Genomic DNA, 18,516 nt, shown 5'->3' with positions numbered 1-18,516 from the left:
TCAAACTTTTCCTTAGCCATGATGGCCTCCTTTTGCTTCGAGGGGGGTCCGCAACACTTGCGAACCCCCGTATTTTCTGACGCTTACGCGTATTTCGCCTGGATCTCTTCCGAGATGTTCTGCGGAACCGGTTCGTAGTGGTCGAACTGCATGGTGAACTGGGCGCGGCCCGAGCTCATCGAACGCAGGGTGTTGATGTAGCCGAACATGTTCGCCAGCGGCACAAACGCGTCGATCGCGATTGCGTTGCCGCGGTTCTCCTGGCCGGACACCTGGCCGCGGCGGGACGTCAGGTCGCCGATGATGCCGCCGGTGTATTCTTCCGGGGTGATCACCTCAACCTTCATCACCGGCTCGAGCAGTTTCGCACCAGCCTTGCGCATGCCTTCACGCATGCCCATGCGGGCGGCGATTTCAAAGGCCAGAACCGAGGAGTCCACGTCGTGGAACTTACCGTCGATCAGGGCAACCTTGAAGTCGATCACGGGGAAGCCGGCCAGCGGGCCGCTGTCCATGACGGACTGGATGCCTTTTTCGACGCCCGGGATGTATTCCTTCGGAACCGCACCGCCAACGATGCGGGATTCGAAGGAGTAGCCTTCGCCTGCTTCTGTCGGCGAGATGATCAGCTTCACCTCGGCGAACTGGCCCGAACCACCCGACTGTTTCTTGTGGGTGTAAGAATGCTCGACCTCTTTGGAGATGGTCTCGCGGTAGGCCACCTGCGGCGCACCGATGTTCGCCTCAACCTTGAACTCGCGCTTGAGGCGGTCCACCAGGATGTCCAGGTGAAGTTCGCCCATGCCCTTCATGATGGTCTGACCGGACTCGATGTCGGTCTCGACGCGGAAGGACGGGTCTTCGGCGGCCAGACGGGCCAGACCCTGGGACATCTTCTCCTGGTCGGCCTTGGTTTTCGGCTCAACCGCGATCTCGATCACCGGATCGGGGAAGGTCATGGTTTCCAGAACAACCGGATCGTTGACGGCGCAGAGGGTGTCACCGGTGGTGGTGTCCTTCAGGCCTGCCAGCGCGATGATGTCGCCTGCGAACGCTTCCGTGATTTCCTCACGGTTGTTCGAGTGCATCATCATCATCCGGCCAACGCGCTCTTTCTTGCCCTTGGTCGAGTTCAGCAGGGTGTCGCCCTTGTTCAGCACGCCGGAGTAGATCCGGGTGAAGGTCAGGGAGCCGACGAACGGGTCGTTCATGATCTTGAACGCCAGGCCGGAGAACGCCATTTCATCGTCCGCGCGGCGGGCAATGTTACGGACTTCTTCTTCGTCACCGGGTTTGAAGCCCATGTAGTCGACAACGTCCAGCGGGCTGGGCAGGTAGTCGATCACAGCGTTCAAGAGCGGCTGAACGCCTTTGTTCTTGAACGCGGAGCCGCCCAGGACCGGAACGAAGGCCAGTTCCAGGGTGCCCTTGCGCAGCAGTTTGCGCAGGGTCGGAACGTCGGGCTCTTCGCCTTCCAGGTAGGCTTCCATCGCGTCGTCGTCCATTTCGACGGCCGCTTCGATCATCTTGCCGCGCCACTCGTCAGCCATGTCTTTCAGGCTGTCGCGGATCGGAGCTTTGACCCAGGATGCGCCCAGGTCTTCGCCCTGCCACAGCCATTCTTCCATGTTGACCAGGTCAACCAGGCCTTCCAGCTCGTTCTCGGCGCCGATCGGCACACCAACCGGAACCGCGCGGGCGCCGGTACGGTCTTCGATCATGTTGACGCAGTTGAAGAAGTCAGCGCCGATCTTGTCCATCTTGTTGACGAACACCATGCGCGGAACCTTGTAGCGGTCAGCCTGACGCCACACGGTTTCGGTCTGCGGCTCAACACCGGCGTTGGCGTCCAGAACACAGACAGCACCGTCGAGAACCGCCAGCGAACGCTCAACTTCGATGGTGAAGTCAACGTGGCCGGGGGTGTCGATGATGTTCAGGCGGTGCTTCGGAGAGTCAGCGGTCTTGCCGTCTTCGGTGCGTTCCCAGAAGGTGGTGGTCGCAGCCGAGGTGATGGTGATGCCGCGTTCCTGCTCCTGCTCCATCCAGTCCATGGTGGCTGCACCGTCGTGCACCTCACCGATGTTGTGGGATTTGCCGGTGTAATACAGGATGCGCTCGGAGCAGGTGGTTTTACCCGCATCGATGTGCGCCATGATACCGAAGTTACGGTACAGATTGAGGGGATATTCGCGTGCCATAGGTCTATGTCCTCTAGCTTACCAGCGATAATGGGAGAAGGCTTTGTTGGCCTCTGCCATCTTGTGGGTGTCTTCGCGCTTCTTGACCGCGGTGCCACGGGACTGGACGGCGTCCAGCAGCTCGCCTGCGAGGCGCTCTTCCATGGTGTTTTCGTTGCGGTTGCGGGCAGCAGCGATCAGCCAGCGGATGGCCAGCGCTTCGCGGCGCTCGGGGCGGACTTCAACCGGAACCTGGTAGGTCGCGCCGCCAACACGGCGGGAGCGGACCTCGACGGACGGTTTGATGTTGTCCAGCGCTTCGTGGAAGACTTCAACCGGAGCGCGCTTGATCTTGCCTTCAACGCGGTCGAATGCGTTGTAGACGATACGCTCTGCGACCGACTTCTTGCCGTCGATCATCAGGTTGTTCATGAATTTGGTCAGAACGCGGTCGCCGAACTTGGCGTCGGGCAGAACTTCGCGTTTTTCAGCGGCGTGACGACGTGACATATCAGCCTCTCCTTCTTACTTAGGACGCTTCGCGCCGTACTTCGAGCGGCGCTGCTTACGGTCTTTGACGCCCTGGGTATCCAGAACACCGCGCAGGATGTGGTAACGGACACCCGGAAGGTCTTTTACACGGCCGCCGCGGATCAGAACCACGGAGTGTTCCTGAAGGTTGTGGCTTTCACCGGGGATGTAGGAGATCACTTCGTAACCGTTGGTCAGGCGGACCTTCGCAACTTTCCGCATAGCGGAGTTCGGTTTCTTCGGAGTGGTGGTGTACACGCGGGTGCAGACGCCGCGCTTTTGCGGGCACTGCTCGAGGTGCTGGGACTTCGAAACTTTACGCTTCGGCTGACGCGGCTTGCGGATCAGCTGCTGGATCGTTGGCATTCAGGTATTCCCCGTTTAGCAACTTGTCATGCACGCCGGCGCGTGCGGGTGATTTCGCTGCACCTGTGCGTCCACAAGCGCAAAAACCGCAATCGCTCCCATTCCGAGGTGAGACGACGCGGTGTGTTTACAGAGGATCCGGGTGGTAAAAGTGCCCGGACCTTGAGCCACTGCAATTTTGAATTCGGCTTTCGAAGCATACACTCCGGGTGCCGGATAGGCGCGCGTATATGGGGAGTCGCGGGGGTTGTCAACAGCAGCCGGGCGCTGCGGGCCGGGCCGCACCGGCGCGGCGGTTGCCAGCGGGCTGCCGGCCCGCCATAGTCGCCGGCGCAGGCATTTGCAACAAACGGATTTCAGTATGCAGGTCATCGGGCTGTGCCGGTTCTCCTACCCGGCCATCGGCGGGTTTCAGGTCGAGCATGAGACAATGGCGGAGCGGATCGCCTATCTCTACTCTGACGCGCGGATGGAGGAGCGGTTCCGGCTGTTCGAGACTGTCGCCCTGCCGTCCCTGCGGGCGCAGAGCGACCCCGGCTTTGACCTGATCATCGTGACCGGCGACAGCCTGCCCCGGCAGCACCATGACCGGCTGCGGGATCTGACCTCGGACATGCCGCAGGTTCAGATCGTATCCCAGCCGCCGCGCCGCCACCGCGAGGTGATGAAGGAGCTTCTGAACAGCGCTCGCAAGGATCCCGGTCAGCCCTGCCTGCAGTTCCGCTTTGACGACGATGATGCGGTAGCCGGTGAGTTCATCGAGCGGCTGCGGGAGGCCGCGGCGGACTGTGCGCCGCTGCTTGCCAAGACGGACACTGCCGCGATTGATTTCAACCGCGGCTATATCGCCGAATTCAGCGCCGATGGGATCGCCGCCTCGGAACCTGCCGTGCGGCCCTATTTCACCGCGGCGCTGGCGATGTATGCGGCGGGCGGCTGCCGCAAGACGATCATGAACTTCGCCCATAACCGCATCCACCACCACATGCCGACGGTGACCGTGACCGATGTGCCGATGTGGGTGCGCAGCCACAACCGGTTCAACGATTCCCGCCAGGACAGGGCCAAGCCGGTTGAGGTAACCCGGCTGACACCGAAGCAGGAACGCGAATTCGCAACCGTCTTCGGCATCCGGGCAGACCGCGTGCGCGCAGCGTTCAGCGCGTGACCGGGCGGCGTTTGCGGGCGGCCTGGCGCTCCCGGTAGAAGGTGAAGACCCCGGCCCCGGCCACGATGGCCGCGCCCAAGAGCGTCACCGCATCCGGCCATTCGCCGAACACCAGCCAGCCCAACAGCAGCGCCCACAGCAATCCGCTGTAGCGCAGGGGCGCAATCACCGCGATCTCCCCCACCCGCATGGTCATGACTGAGCACAGGTAGCCCGCAAAGATGAACAGGGCCGCGCCGCCCAGGATCAGCAGCTCGCGCCCGCCCATCGGCTGCCATTCCACCGCGGCAGAGCCCGCAATGCCGAAGGCCAGCACCGACAGCGAAGACATCAGCGTCACCGTCATCGACGGCACCTCCGGCGGCATCCGCCGGGTCACCAGGTCACGGGCGGTGATGCAGGCCACCGACGCCAGCGCATATAGCGCCCCCTCGCTGAACCCCTCCGGCCCCGGCCGCACAATCAGCAGCATGCCGCAGAAACCAGCGGCAATCGCTGCCATCCGCCGCCAGCCCACCGGCTCTTGCAGGAACAGCGCAGCACTCAGCGTCACCGCCAGCGGCAGCACCTGCAGGACTGCGGTGACATTGGCAATCGGCATCACCATCAGCGCGGTCAGGAACAGGTAGGTGGCCGAGACTTCCCCCGCGCAGCGCAACGCGATCATGCCCCAGGCGCGGCGCGGCAGGCGCAGCTGCAGCCCGCCCATCCGCCGCACCAGCAGATAGATCAGCACGCTGGCCGCCAGCCCGCGCACCGTCAGGATCTGCGGCAGCGGCAGCGCCCCGCCGATCAGCTTTACCAGCGCATCGTTGAAGGTATAGGCCGCCATCGCCCCCATCATCAAAAGCGCGCCTGTCTGGTTTGGTGTCATGGCAGCAATGCCCTCACTTGATCGCCGGTGCGGCCGAAGTGCCGCTCCAGTGCCTCTTCAATTTTCTGCGGGGGCCATTTCCGGGCGTCGCCGATCTGCACCGGATCGGATTTGTTGTCGCCATGAACCGTCCGCAGGAAGGCCGGCACCGAGATGTCGGAGACCGTGTTGAGGTGCTGGGCGATACGGCGGTGGTTGTAGGTATAGGGGTTTACCGTCTCCCCCGCAGGCGCCACCACCGTCAGCCCGGCGGACAGCGGCAGCCGTTCGCAGGCGTCATAGACGTCTGCCCCGCTGGCCCCCTTTTCCAGATAGAAACCGCGATTGTGGGCAATTGCAAAGGGCGCGCTGCCGCCGCCCTGCAGCGGGATCAGGCCGCGGGCGAGGCGCTTGGTGCGGCGGACAAAGTCCCCGTCCACCGCATCATCGTCATCCAGCCGGAACAGCACCCGATGGGTCGCCTGGGGCAGCGGGAGCAGAGCGAGGGCCTGCTTCAGCTGCTGGTAGTGGATTGCCGGCGCCGCGGCATGGCAGAAGATATTGGCATAGGGTTCGGTCAGGTCCAGCAGCCGCTCCAGATAGGGCGGCGGCAGGCTGTCGGAGGTCAGCACGATCAGCCGGAACCGCGGGTCGCTCTGCCGGGTCAGCGCATGCAGGCACAGGTTTTCAAACAGCCGGAACCGCAGCTCCATCCGTTCCGGGCTGAACAGATGCGCGGCCTTTTCCTCCAGCGTGCCGAAGCGTTCCGAATAGTAATCCGTGCTCAGCACGGAAAAGCGGACCAGCCCGGCCATCCGCAGCCTGATGTCCATCCCTGCACCCTCCCTGCCCTGCAACAGATAGCCCCGGCAGCAGATGTGAAAAAGCCCCCGCATCAGCAATGCGGGGGCTTTTCTGTTTTTCGATCAGGTGCCGGAGCTTAGTCGCGGCTTTCCGGGGTATCGACCAGGTTGTCCAGACCAGCGTCCATCGCGTCCTCGTCCATCACCGGCGCAGCCAGGGCTGCAGCGGCTTCGGCTTCCTCGCGGCGGGCTTCCAGAACCACGTTGTCGCGGCCCTGGGCGATCTGGCGCACCCGCTGGGTGGCGCCGCCGGTGCCGGCCGGGATCAGGCGGCCCACGATGACGTTCTCCTTGAGGCCGACCAGCTTGTCCTTCTTGCCCTGCACCGAAGCCTCGGTGAGAACCCGGGTGGTCTCCTGGAAGGAGGCCGCCGAGATGAAGGAGCGGGTCTGCAGCGACGCCTTGGTGATACCCAGCAGGATCGGTTCGCCCTGAGCCGGACGCTTGCCGCGGGCAAGGGCCTTCTCGTTGGCGGCGTCGAACTCCTGCTTGTCCACGTGTTCGCCTTTCAGCAGCGTGGTGTCGCCGGAGTCGGAGATCTCCCACTTCTGCAGCATCTGGCGGACGATCACCTCGATGTGCTTGTCGTTGATCTTCACACCCTGCAGGCGGTAGACGTCCTGGACCTCGTCGATCATGTAGTTCGCCAGTGCCTCGACACCCATGATGGACAGGATGTCATGCGGCGCCGGGTTGCCGTCCATGATGTAGTCGCCCTTCTGGACAAAATCACCTTCCTGAACCGGAATGTGCTTGCCCTTGGGCACCATGTATTCGACGGCTTCCATCGACTCGTCGCTCGGCTCGATCGCGATACGGCGCTTGTTCTTGTAGTCGCGGCCGAAGCGCACGTAACCATCGATTTCGGCGATGATCGCGTGATCTTTCGGACGGCGGGCTTCGAACAGTTCCGCAACGCGCGGCAGACCACCGGTAATGTCCTTGGTCTTGGCGCCTTCACGCGGGATACGCGCGACAACGTCACCTGCCATGATCTGCTGGCCGTCTTCGACCGACAGGATGGCATCCACGGACATCGGGTAGGTCAGCGGGTTGCCTGCGTCGTTGCGCACCGGTTCGCCGTTGCCGTCCACCAGGATGATTTCCGGCTTCAGATCAGAGCCCTTCGGAGCCGCACGCCAGTCGATCACGATCTTCTGGGTCATGCCGGTGGCTTCGTCGGTCTCGTCGCGGACAGCCAGGCCCGAGATCAGGTCGACATACTTCGCGGTACCCGGCTTCTCGGCGATGATCGGCAGGGTGTAGGGGTCCCATTCGAACAGCTTGTCGCCGCGGTTGACCATCTGGCCTTCCTTGACGAACAGCTTGGAGCCGTAGCCCAGCTTGTGGCTGGCGCGCTCTTCGCCGTGCTCGTCCTGGATGATCAGCTTCATGTTGCGGCCGACAACCAGGGTCTCGCCATTGGCGTTCTCCAGGGTCTGCGGCATTTCGAAGACGATCTTGCCGGACTGCGAGGCTTCCAGGAACGACTGCTGGCCACCCTGGGCAACGCCGCCGATGTGGAAGGTCCGCATGGTCAGCTGGGTACCGGGTTCACCGATCGACTGCGCCGCGATGATACCGACGGCCTCGCCGGTGTTCACGCGGGTGCCGCGGGCCAGGTCACGGCCGTAGCACATGGCGCAGACGCCCTCTTCGCTCTCACAGGTCAGCGGCGAGCGGATGCGGGTCGATTGCACGCCGGCCTCTTCCACTGCGTCGGCCATGCGTTCGTCGATCAGCTGGCCTGCAGCGATGATGATCTCTTCGGTGCCGGGCTTCTTGATGTCATCCGCAGCCACACGGCCCAGGATGCGCTCGCCCAGCGACGCCACGACTTCACCATCGTTCACAGCCGCTTCTGCGGTGATCGCACGCTCGGTGCCGCAATCGATCTCGCGAACGATGCAGTCCTGCGCCACGTCCACCAGACGGCGGGTCAGGTAACCCGAGTTCGCCGTCTTAAGCGCGGTATCCGACAGACCCTTACGGGCACCGTGGGTCGAGTTGAAGTACTCGAGAACGGTCAGGCCTTCTTTAAAGTTCGAGATGATCGGGGTCTCGATGATGTCGCCGTTCGGCTTGGCCATCAGGCCGCGCATGCCGCCCAGCTGCTTCATCTGAGTAACCGAGCCACGCGCACCGGAGTGGGCCATCATGTAGACCGAGTTCGGTTCCATCACGGCGCCGTTCTCGTCCCGCTTGTCAGCGGAGATGGTGCCCATCATCGCTTCGGTGACCTTGTCGTTACACTTCGACCAGGCATCGACAACCTTGTTGTACTTTTCGCCCTGAGTGATCAGGCCGTCCATGTACTGCTGTTCGAAGTCTTTCACCTGCTCGCGGGTGTCGTCGACGATGGTCCACTTGGTATCCGGGATCACCATATCGTCCTTGCCGAAGGAGATGCCGGCCTTGAACGCCTCGCGGAAGCCCATGGTCATGATCTGGTCGCAGAAGATGACCGACTCTTTCTGGCCGCAGTAGCGGTAGACGGTGTCGATGACCTGCTGAACCTCTTTCTTCCGCAGAAGACGGTTGACCAGTTCAAACGGCGCCTTGGCGTTTTTCGGCAGCAGCGCGCCCAGACGGACACGGCCCGGGGTGGTCTCGAAACGCTGGAGAACCTCGTTGCCTTCCTCGTCGATCTGGGTGATCCGCGCGGTGATCTTGGTGTGCAGGTGCACTTCGCCGGCGTCCAGCGCGTGCTGAACCTCGTCGATGGTGCCAAAGATCTTGCCTTCGCCGGGCATGCCTTCGCGCTCCAGGGACACATAGTAGAGACCCAGGATCATATCCTGCGAAGGAACGATGATCGGCGCGCCGTTGGCGGGCGACAGAACGTTGTTGGTCGACATCATCAGGACGCGCGCTTCCAGCTGGGCCTCGAGGCTCAGCGGGACGTGCACAGCCATCTGGTCGCCGTCGAAGTCCGCGTTGAACGCCGAGCAGACCAGCGGGTGCAGCTGGATGGCTTTACCTTCGATCAGCGTGGGTTCGAACGCCTGGATACCCAGACGGTGCAGCGTCGGTGCGCGGTTCAGCATCACCGGGTGCTCGCGGATCACCTCATCGAGGATATCCCAAACCTCGGGGCGCTCTTTCTCAACCAGCTTCTTCGCCTGCTTCACGGTGCTGGACAGGCCCTTGGCCTCCAGACGCGAGTAGATGAAGGGCTTGAACAGCTCCAGCGCCATCTTCTTGGGCAGGCCGCACTGGTGCAGCTTCAGCTCAGGACCGGTCACAATCACCGAACGGCCGGAGAAGTCGACGCGCTTACCCAGAAGGTTCTGGCGGAAGCGGCCCTGCTTGCCTTTCAGCATGTCAGAGAGCGACTTCAGCGGGCGCTTGTTAGCGCCGGTGATGACGCGGCCGCGGCGGCCGTTGTCGAACAGCGCGTCAACAGACTCCTGCAGCATCCGCTTTTCGTTGCGGACGATGATGTCAGGCGCGCGCAGTTCGATCAGCCGCTTCAGGCGGTTGTTCCGGTTGATCACGCGGCGGTACAGGTCATTGAGGTCGGAGGTCGCAAAGCGGCCGCCGTCCAGCGGAACCAGCGGACGCAGTTCCGGCGGAATGACCGGGATCACGGTCATGATCATCCATTCCGGACGGTTGCCCGATTCCAGGAAGGATTCCACGACTTTCAGGCGCTTGATGATCTTCTTGGGCTTCAGTTCACCGGTCGCTTCGGCCAGTTCGGCGCGCAGCGTTTCGGCTTCCGATTCCAGGTCGATCTGGGCCAGCATGTCACGGATCGCTTCAGCGCCGATGTTGGCGGTGAAGGCGTCCATGCCGTAGGCATCCTGGGCGTCCATGAACTCTTCTTCGGTCATCATCTGACCATAGGTCAGGTCGGTCAGACCCGGCTCGATGACAACGTAGTTTTCAAAGTACAGAACCCGTTCCAGGTCGCGCAGGGTCATGTCCAGCATCAGGCCGATGCGGCTGGGCAGCGACTTCAGGAACCAGATATGCGCAACCGGCGCGGCCAGTTCGATGTGGCCCATGCGCTCGCGGCGCACTTTCTGCAGGGTGACCTCGACGCCGCATTTCTCGCAGACGACGCCGCGGTACTTCATCCGCTTATATTTGCCGCACAGGCATTCGTAGTCTTTGATCGGGCCAAAGATCCGGGCGCAGAACAGGCCGTCGCGCTCCGGCTTGAAGGTCCGGTAGTTGATGGTCTCGGGCTTTTTGATTTCGCCGTAGGACCAAGACAGGATCCGTTCCGGGCTGGCCAGCGAGACTTTGATTTCATCAAAGACCTTCGGCGGGGTCAGCGGGTTGAACGGGTTGTTGGTGATTTCCTGGTTCATTTTGATACCTCAAATCTTGCGGAAGGGGGGAGCGGGAGAAGGGCGCGGGGCCCTTACTCCTCAACCTCCGCATCCAGGAGTTCCATGTTCAGGCCGAGGCCGCGGACTTCTTTAACCAGAACGTTGAACGATTCCGGCACGCCCGCCTCGAAGTTATCCTCGCCCTTGACGATCGACTCATAGACCTTGGTCCGGCCGGCGACGTCATCCGATTTGACGGTGAGCATCTCCTGCAGGGTGTAGGCGGCGCCATAGGCTTCCAGAGCCCAGACTTCCATCTCACCAAAGCGCTGACCGCCGAACTGCGCCTTACCGCCCAGCGGCTGCTGGGTAACCAGCGAGTACGGGCCGGTGGAACGCGCGTGGATCTTGTCGTCCACCAGGTGGTGCAGCTTCAGCAGGTACTTGATGCCAACGGTCACGGGGCGCGCAAACTGCTCGCCGGTGCGGCCGTCGAACAGGATCGACTGGCCGGACTGGTCAAAGCCCGCACGCACCAGGGCGTTGTTCACATCGTCTTCCTTGGCGCCGTCGAAGACCGGGGTCGCAATCGGCACACCGCGGGTCACGTTGCCTGCGGCTTCGATCAGCGTGTCCTCGTCCATATTGGCGATGCCTTCGTCGTAGACATCGTCGCCATAGGCGTGGTGCATCGCTTCACGGACCGGGGTCAGGTCGCCCGAGCGGCGGTATTCCTGCAGCGCGTCATCCACCTTGATGCCGAGGCCGCGTGCGGCCCAGCCCATGTGGGTCTCCAGGATCTGACCGACGTTCATACGCGACGGCACGCCCAGCGGGTTGAGGCAGAAGTCGACCGGAGTACCATCGGCGAGGAACGGCATGTCCTCCATCGGCACCACTTTCGAGATCACACCTTTGTTGCCGTGACGGCCGGCCATCTTGTCGCCCGGCTGCAGCTTGCGCTTCACCGCGATGAAGACCTTGACCATCTTCATCACACCCGGCGGCAGGTCGTCGCCGCGGCGGACCTTCTCGACCTTGTCCTCGAAACGGGCGTCCAGGGCGCGCTTCTGCGCCTCGTACTGCTCGTTCAGGGCCTCGACGACCTGGGCGTCCTGCTCATCCTCAAGGGCAAGCATCCACCACTGGCCGCGGGACAGGCTGTCCAGCAGCTCCTCGTCGATCGGGGAACCGGAGCGCACGCCTTTCGGGCCTTTGACCGCGACTTTGCCCAGCAGCATATCGCGCAGGCGGGCATAGATGTTGCGGTCCAGGATCGCCAGCTCGTCGTCCCGGTCACGGGCCAGACGCTCGACTTCCTCACGCTCGATCTGCAGCGCACGCTCGTCTTTCTCCACGCCGTGGCGGTTGAAGACGCGCACCTCGACCACGGTACCGTAGTCGCCCGGCTTCACGCGCAGCGAGGTGTCGCGCACGTCGGAAGCCTTCTCGCCGAAGATGGCGCGCAGCAGCTTCTCTTCCGGGGTCATCGGGCTTTCGCCCTTCGGAGTGATCTTGCCGACCAGAATGTCGCCCGGTTCCACATCGGCACCGATGTAGACGATGCCCGCCTCGTCGAGGTTGCGCAGGGCTTCCTCGCCGACGTTGGGGATGTCGCGGGTGATTTCTTCCGGCCCGAGCTTGGTGTCACGGGCGGCGACTTCGAATTCCTCGATGTGGACCGAGGTGAAGACGTCGTCACGCGCGATGCGCTCGGAGATCAGGATGGAGTCTTCGTAGTTGTAGCCGTTCCACGGCATGAACGCGACGACCACGTTTTTGCCCAGTGCCAGTTCGCCCATATCGGTCGACGGGCCGTCGGCGATAACCTCGCCCTTGGCAACGGTGTCGCCCACCTTGACCAGAGGCTTCTGGTTGATGGTGGTGTTCTGGTTGGAACGCTGGAACTTGCGCAGACGGTAGATGTCAACGCCCGCGTCGCCCAGCTCCAGATCGGAGGTGGCACGGATCACGATACGCTGCGCATCGACCTGGTCGATGATGCCTGCACGCTTGGCCTGGATGGCCGCGCCGGAGTCAATCGCAACCTTTTCCTCGATGCCGGTGCCGACCAGCGGCGCCTCTGCACGCAGCAGCGGAACCGCCTGACGCTGCATGTTCGAGCCCATCAGAGCGCGGTTGGCGTCGTCGTTTTCCAGGAACGGGATCAGCGAGGCAGCAACGGAGACCAGCTGTTTCGGCGACACGTCAATGAGGTCCACGCTTTCGCGCGGCGCCAGGGTGTAGTCGCCGGACTGGCGGGTCGACACCAGGTCGTTGATGAACTTGCCGCTCTCGTCCAGGGTCGCGTTCGCCTGCGCCACGGTGTGGCGCATCTCTTCGGTCGCCGACATGTAGTGCACTTCGTCGGTCACCTGGCCTTCGTTCACCACCCGGTAGGGGGTTTCAATGAAGCCGTATTTGTTGACGCGCGCGAAGGTCGCCAGCGAGTTGATCAGACCAATGTTCGGGCCTTCCGGGGTCTCAATCGGGCACATCCGGCCATAGTGGGTCGGGTGCACGTCGCGGACCTCAAAGCCGGCGCGCTCGCGGGTCAGGCCGCCCGGGCCAAGCGCCGACAGGCGGCGTTTGTGGGTGACTTCCGACAGCGGGTTGGTCTGGTCCATGAACTGCGACAGCTGCGAGGAGCCGAAGAATTCACGCACCGCAGCCGCAGCCGGTTTTGCGTTGATCAGATCCTGCGGCATCACGGTGTCGATCTCGACGGAGGACATCCGCTCCTTGATCGCACGCTCCATGCGCAAGAGGCCGACGCGGTACTGGTTTTCCATCAGCTCGCCGACGGAGCGCACGCGGCGGTTGCCCAGGTGGTCGATGTCGTCGACATCGCCGCGGCCGTCACGCAGGTCGACCAGCGCCTTGATACAGGCAACGATGTCTTCCTTGCGCAGGGTGCGCTGGGTGTCCTCGGCGTCCAGTGCCAGGCGCATGTTCATCTTCACGCGGCCAACGGCGGACAGGTCGTAACGCTCGCTGTCGAAGAACAGGGTGTCGAACAGCGCCGAGGCGGCCTCGACGGTGGGCGGCTCGCCCGGGCGCATCACGCGGTAGATGTCCATCAGCGCGCTGTTGCGGTCCAGGTTCTTGTCCTGCGCCATGGTGTTGCGCATGTAGGGGCCGACGTTGACGTTGTCGATGTCCAGCACCGGAATGTCGGTGATGCCCGCGTCCAGCAGCTCCTTCAAGGAACCGCCGATCAGCTCGCCGTCCTTGTCGTATTCCAGGGTCAGCTCATCACCGGCCTCGACATAGATCGCGCCGTTGTCTTCGTTGATGATGTCCTTGGAGACATATTTGCCGACGATGTGATCGAACGGAACCAGAAGGTCGGTGACAGAGCCTTCCTCGATCAGCTTCTTGACGGCGCGCGGGGTGACCTTCTTGCCGGCTTCGCAGATGATCTCGCCGGTGGCAGCGTCCACCAGGTCATAGGTCGGGCGGGTGCCGCGCACGCGTTCCGGGAAGAACGGGGTAACCCAGCCGCGGGATTTCTCCAGCTTGAACTGCACGGTGTTGTAATAGGCATCCATGATGCCTTCCTGGTCCAGGCCCAGGGCGTACAGCAGGGTGGTCACCGGCAGCTTGCGGCGGCGGTCGATACGGGCAAAGACGATGTCCTTGGCGTCGAACTCGAAGTCCAGCCAGGAGCCGCGGTACGGGATGATGCGGCAGGCAAACAGCAGCTTGCCCGAGGAGTGGGTCTTGCCCTTGTCGTGGTCGAAGAACACGCCCGGCGAGCGGTGCATCTGGGACACGATCACACGCTCGGTGCCGTTCACGATGAAGGTGCCGTTCGGGGTCATCAGGGGCATGTCGCCCATGAAGACGTCCTGTTCCTTGATGTCCTTCACCGACTTCGCGCCAGTGTCCTCATCGACATCAAACACGATCAGGCGCAGGGTGACCTTCAGCGGCGCCGAGTAGGTCATGTCGCGCTGCATGCACTCTTCGACGTCGTACTTCGGCTTCTCGAACGAGTATTTCACGAACTCCAGAACGGAGGTTTCGTTGAAATCCTTGATCGGGAATACCGACTGGAACACACCTTTGATGCCTTCGCCGTCCAGCGGCTCAGCTGCATCGCCGGAGCGCAGGAAAAGGTCATAAGAAGATTTCTGCACCTCGATGAGGTTCGGCATCTCCAGCACTTCGCGGATTTTGCCGTAATATTTGCGTAGACGTTTCTGGCCAAGGAACGATTGAGCCATGTCAGATGTCACCTTTCGAGTTCTCACCGGTCAAGGAAGCCGCCGGGCCCCGGCTCCTTGCCCATACGAGACAGCGCGTTCGGATCAATTCATGGCCACCGTCCCGAAGGCAGCCTCCCGATCCTTTGAACTCCGCCTAAGAAAACGCCTCTTGGATGAGGCCCTTTCTAAGACAGGTTCGGCTGGGCCCGGAAAAATCCGGACCCAGCCAAATTTCCGATGCATCGGCGATGCACCAGAGGCAGGACTTAGGCCAGCTCGACTTCGGCGCCAGCTGCTTCCAGCTTGGCTTTGATGTCTTCTGCTTCGGCTTTGTCGATGCCTTCTTTGATTTTGCCGCCAGCTTCGACCAGCTCTTTGGCTTCTTTCAGGCCCAGGCCGGTGATGCCGCGAACTTCTTTGATCACGTTGATCTTGGAAGCGCCGGCGTTCTTCAGAACGACGTCGAATTCGGTCTTTTCTTCTTCAGCTGCGCCACCGGCGTCGCCGCCAGCTGCAACCATCACAGCGCCGCCAGCAGCGGGCTCGATGCCGTATTCGTCTTTCAGGATGGTTTTCAGTTCTTGTGCTTCCAGCAGGGTCAGACCCACGATGCTTTCTGCGAGTGCTTTCAGATCAGCCATTGTTCAGCTCTTTCCGTTTACAGTATGTGTGTTCCAACGTGCGGGCTTTTGCCCCACGCCAGCCATTCAGTGCCAACCGCTTACGCAGCTTCCGCCTTCTCTTCGATGGTCGAAAGGATGCTTGCGATGTTGCTTGCAGGTGCGCCAATCGCGCCGGCGATGTTGGAAGCAGGTGCGCCAATGCAGCTTGCGATCTGAGCGATGAGCTCGTCGCGGGACGGCATTTTCGACACGGCTTCGACACCGGCACGGTCCAGAGCGTTCTCACCCATTGCGCCGCCAAGGATCTCAAACTTTTTGTTTTCCTTGGCGAAATCCTCGGCCACTTTTGCAGCGGACACGGGATCTTCAGAGTAGGTCAGAACGGTCATACCCGTCAGCAGGCCGGCCATGCTTGCACACGGCTTACCCTCGAGGGCGATTTTGGCGAGCCTGTTCTTGGCAACACGCACGGAGCTGTTCGCGTCGCTTGCACGCGCGCGCAGATCCTGCATCTCGGCAACTGTCAGACCGGCGTAGTGAGCTACCACCACGACGCCAGAGCTTTCGAAGATCTGGCCGAGTTCCTCGACCACTTTCTCTTTCTGGGCTCTATCCACAGTTCTCTCCAAGTTAGGGATGCTTGCGCATCCCGGCTCATATTTGCCGAACCAGATGGCCCGGCGTTCAGGTCCGTTTTACGGGATGAGCCAAAGTCGCCCGAGGGAATGAAAACCCTCGATCTTCCTGGTCTTACCCGTCTCAGGAGGGAAATTAAGACCCGATCGAAAGGCCACCCACCATCTTGGACGAAATGAAATAAAGCGCACGACGAATCGCACGCTTTATCTCAAGGCCGTAGTTAGTCGCATTTGCGGGGATTTCCAAGGGCCAATCCGCCCCTTTCCGGCAATTTCCCGCAGGCTCAGGCGGCGGCTGCCGCCCCCCGTGCCTGCAGGCAGCTGCGGACCACCCGCGCCTCCCTGCCGGTCAGGGTCATGGCAGCCGTCCCGCCAAAACCCGCAGCCCCGCGCCCCAGGTCCGGAAACAACGCCGCCAATTCCCGGCGCGGACCGCTCTCCAGCGCCGCAACAGATCCCGCCGACAGAAAGAAACTCTCTGTCAGGACACCGTTTGATTTCACGATATGGTGGCGGTCGAACATGAAATGATGGTAGCGGACTGACGCCTGCTCCCGGATGGCAACACCCGGCAGCCCGCACAGGTGCTTGGCCGCCACCAGCACCTCTGCCTTTCCGAACAGCATCTCCGCCGCCGGCAGCTTGATGTGCACCCTGTGCTGCTGCGACAGCACCAGTTCCGAACTGTTGCCGATGGCACCCGGTGCAAACACCACTGGGGCAAAGGCCCCCTCGCCCGGCACCTCAGCCGATGACAGCCAGCGGATGGGCTCCAGCCCGCCATCGAGGGTCCAGACCAGCTGCCCCTGTGCCAGCTCTTCAACCGGAACCGGGCCGCCGGCTGTTTCGATCAGGGTGCCATCCCCGAAACAGGTGATGAAATCATTGTAGCGGGCGGTGCCGGTGTTGGAGCCGCCAACCTTCACATAGGACTGGCCGCCCTCCAGCGGCGCACTGGTGGCATAGCCCCAGATATCGGAAGTCTGCCCGTTCTGCGAGAAAACATAGATGGTGATCTCCGGCCCGGCGGGGTTGCCGCTTTCGTCCAGCAGCCGCACCTGGATTTGCGATTCCGCCTCCACTTCGGTGCCGTCAGCCACAATGCCGCCGCCATCCGTGATGACGTGGTCATCCTCCCGGTCGTCATTGAACCGGTTCCGCCCGCCGCCGGTGTCATCCAGCGTCACCGTGGTCCCGGTGCCGCCGGAATAGGTAAAGACGGTGCCATCCGGCGTGCCCGAATTGTTGATGACCGGGCCGCCAACGATTGCGCCGCTGGAACTGGACGCAACAATCAGGCTGGAACTGTCTTGTGCAAAGAAGCTTCGAAGTGCCATGGGCCGCAGATAACCCCCGGTGAGACGGGAACAAGATTTAACCCAAGGTTAACCGTATGAAATATCCGTGAGAAGGCCCGCGCCCGCAAACGGCGGAATCCCGCCTTGGGGCCAGCCCCAAAGAAAAAACCCCGGGTGCTTGCGCGCCCGGGGCTCTCAAGTCTGGCAATGCCGTCCGATTACTCGGTGACAGCGTTGTCCACGTCAACCGTGATGCCCGGACCCATGGTCGAGGACAGGTTGATCTTTTTCATGTAGGCGCCTTTGGCACCGGTCGGCTTGGCTTTGGCCACGGCCGACACGAAGGCACGGACGTTCTCGACCAGCTTGGCTTCGTCAAAGGACGCTTTGCCGACGCCGGCATGCACAACGCCGCCTTTTTCCGCTTTGAACTGGACTTCGCCGCCCTTGGCTGCTTCCACGGCCGCTTTCACGTCCATGGTCACGGTGCCGACTTTCGGGTTCGGCATCAGGTTGCGCGGGCCCAGGATTTTGCCCAGACGGCCGACGACCGGCATCATGTCCGGGGTTGCGATGCAGCGGTCAAAGTCGATCTTGCCGCCCTGGATCGCTTCCATCAGGTCTTCGGCGCCGACGATGTCTGCACCGGCTGCGGTCGCTTCGTCAGCCTTGGGGCCGCGGGCGAACACAGCAACGCGCATGGCTTTGCCGGTGCCGTTCGGCAGGCCGACCACGCCGCGGACCATCTGGTCTGCGTGGCGGGTGTCAACGCCCAGGTTCAGGGAGATTTCGACGGTTTCGTCGAACTTCGAGGTTGCGTTGGCTTTCACCAGGGCAACAGCTTCTTCCACGGACAGGTTTTCTTTGCCTGCGAAAGCTTCGCGCGCGGCGCGGGTGCGTTTACCGAGCTTTGCCATCTTACTTCACCTCGATGCCCATGGAGCGGGCGGAGCCCAGGATGATCTGCATTGCCGCGTCGATGTCGTTGGCGTTCAGATCTTTCATCTTGGCTTCGGCGATTTCTTTCACCTGGGCCACGGTCACGGTGCCGACGGTTTCCCGGCTCGGGTTGTTCGCGCCGGATTTCACCTTGGCCGCCTTCTTCAGGTAGTAAGACGCGGGCGGCGTCTTGATGTCCATGGTGAAGGACTTGTCCTGATAGTAGGTGATCACGGTCGGGCACGGCGCGCCGGGCTCCATGTCTGCGGTCTTGGCGTTGAACGCCTTGCAGAATTCCATGATGTTGATGCCGCGCTGACCCAGGGCCGGGCCGACGGGCGGAGAGGGGTTTGCCTGACCTGCAGGAACCTGCAGCTTCATCGAACCAACAAGCTTCTTAGCCATTTGGTTGTCCTTTCAACGAGGACGGAACGCGTTCCGCCCGGAGACTGTTGCGTGGTCGGATGTCAGGATCGCGATCCGTCCATCTCCCACGAGAGAATCTCGCCCGAAGACGATAGAGGCGGCGTTTACAGGGGAATGCGGGGGTTGGCAAGTGGGGCGGG

At 62.2% G+C, this 18,516-nt stretch carries 13 protein-coding genes; 1 reads left to right on the top strand and 12 read right to left on the bottom strand.

Translation table 11 applies throughout. The annotated features are described in order from the left end of the window. Positions 1-83 precede the first annotated feature (83 nt). From fusA to rpsL, 3 genes are read right to left on the bottom strand one after another with little or no spacing between them, the layout of a single operon-like run. Positions 84-2,201, bottom strand: a complete 2,118-nt coding sequence (gene fusA, locus RA21_RS21415) for an elongation factor G (protein ID WP_039152536.1) — start codon at positions 2,199-2,201, stop codon at positions 84-86. 18 nt (positions 2,202-2,219) lie between these two features. Next, on the bottom strand, positions 2,220-2,690 hold the full coding sequence (gene rpsG, locus RA21_RS21410) for a 30S ribosomal protein S7 (protein WP_019298618.1): 471 nt from the start codon (positions 2,688-2,690) through the stop codon (positions 2,220-2,222). Between the two features lie 15 nt (positions 2,691-2,705). Next, a complete protein-coding gene (gene rpsL, locus RA21_RS21405) occupies positions 2,706-3,077 on the bottom strand; it encodes a 30S ribosomal protein S12 (protein WP_019298617.1) in 372 nt (123 codons plus the stop codon). A gap of 361 nt (positions 3,078-3,438) precedes the next feature. Between rpsL and RA21_RS21400 the strand changes: the two genes are divergently transcribed. Beyond that, positions 3,439-4,245, top strand: a complete 807-nt coding sequence (locus RA21_RS21400) for a putative rhamnosyl transferase (protein WP_039152534.1) — start codon at positions 3,439-3,441, stop codon at positions 4,243-4,245. Here the strand turns inward: RA21_RS21400 and RA21_RS21395 are convergent. From RA21_RS21395 to rplK, 9 genes are all read right to left on the bottom strand, one after another. Continuing rightward, entirely contained in the window at positions 4,235-5,119 is an 885-nt protein-coding gene (locus RA21_RS21395) for a DMT family transporter (RefSeq protein ID WP_019298615.1), read from the bottom strand. The two genes, RA21_RS21400 and RA21_RS21395, sit on opposite strands and share 11 nt — an antisense overlap. Further along, positions 5,116-5,931 (bottom strand): glycosyltransferase, encoded by an 816-nt coding sequence (locus tag RA21_RS21390; RefSeq protein WP_019298614.1) that lies wholly within the window; start codon positions 5,929-5,931, stop codon positions 5,116-5,118. The genes RA21_RS21395 and RA21_RS21390 overlap by 4 nt, the downstream gene beginning before the upstream one ends. 107 nt (positions 5,932-6,038) lie before the next feature. Then, complete coding sequence (gene rpoC, locus RA21_RS21385) at positions 6,039-10,280, bottom strand: DNA-directed RNA polymerase subunit beta' (protein WP_039152532.1); 4,242 nt, start codon at positions 10,278-10,280, stop codon at positions 6,039-6,041. Positions 10,281-10,333: 53 nt separating this feature from the next. Further along, positions 10,334-14,470, bottom strand: a complete 4,137-nt coding sequence (rpoB, locus tag RA21_RS21380; protein WP_039152530.1) for a DNA-directed RNA polymerase subunit beta — start codon at positions 14,468-14,470, stop codon at positions 10,334-10,336. Between the two features lie 248 nt (positions 14,471-14,718). Next, positions 14,719-15,093 (bottom strand): 50S ribosomal protein L7/L12, encoded by a 375-nt coding sequence (gene rplL / locus RA21_RS21375; protein ID WP_019298611.1) that lies wholly within the window; start codon positions 15,091-15,093, stop codon positions 14,719-14,721. A gap of 80 nt (positions 15,094-15,173) precedes the next feature. Further along, the gene (gene rplJ / locus RA21_RS21370; RefSeq protein ID WP_029205089.1) at positions 15,174-15,692 is read right to left on the bottom strand and encodes a 50S ribosomal protein L10; all 519 of its coding nucleotides are present in this window, start codon (positions 15,690-15,692) and stop codon (positions 15,174-15,176) included. Between the two features lie 305 nt (positions 15,693-15,997). Beyond that, positions 15,998-17,050 carry a Hint domain-containing protein gene (locus RA21_RS22165; protein ID WP_052257741.1) on the bottom strand — a complete coding sequence of 351 codons (1,053 nt, stop codon included), beginning with the start codon at positions 17,048-17,050 and terminating at the stop codon, positions 15,998-16,000. 179 nt (positions 17,051-17,229) lie between these two features. Next, complete coding sequence (rplA, locus tag RA21_RS21360; RefSeq protein ID WP_019298609.1) at positions 17,230-17,928, bottom strand: 50S ribosomal protein L1; 699 nt, start codon at positions 17,926-17,928, stop codon at positions 17,230-17,232. 1 nt (position 17,929) lies between these two features. Next, positions 17,930-18,355, bottom strand: a complete 426-nt coding sequence (rplK, locus tag RA21_RS21355; RefSeq protein WP_019298608.1) for a 50S ribosomal protein L11 — start codon at positions 18,353-18,355, stop codon at positions 17,930-17,932. Between the last annotated feature and the right edge of the window lie 161 nt (positions 18,356-18,516).

The organism is Leisingera sp. ANG-DT (assembly GCF_000813785.1).
Taxonomy (GTDB): Bacteria; Pseudomonadota; Alphaproteobacteria; order Rhodobacterales; family Rhodobacteraceae; genus Leisingera.
This window is presented reverse-complemented; position numbering and strand designations above follow the sequence as displayed.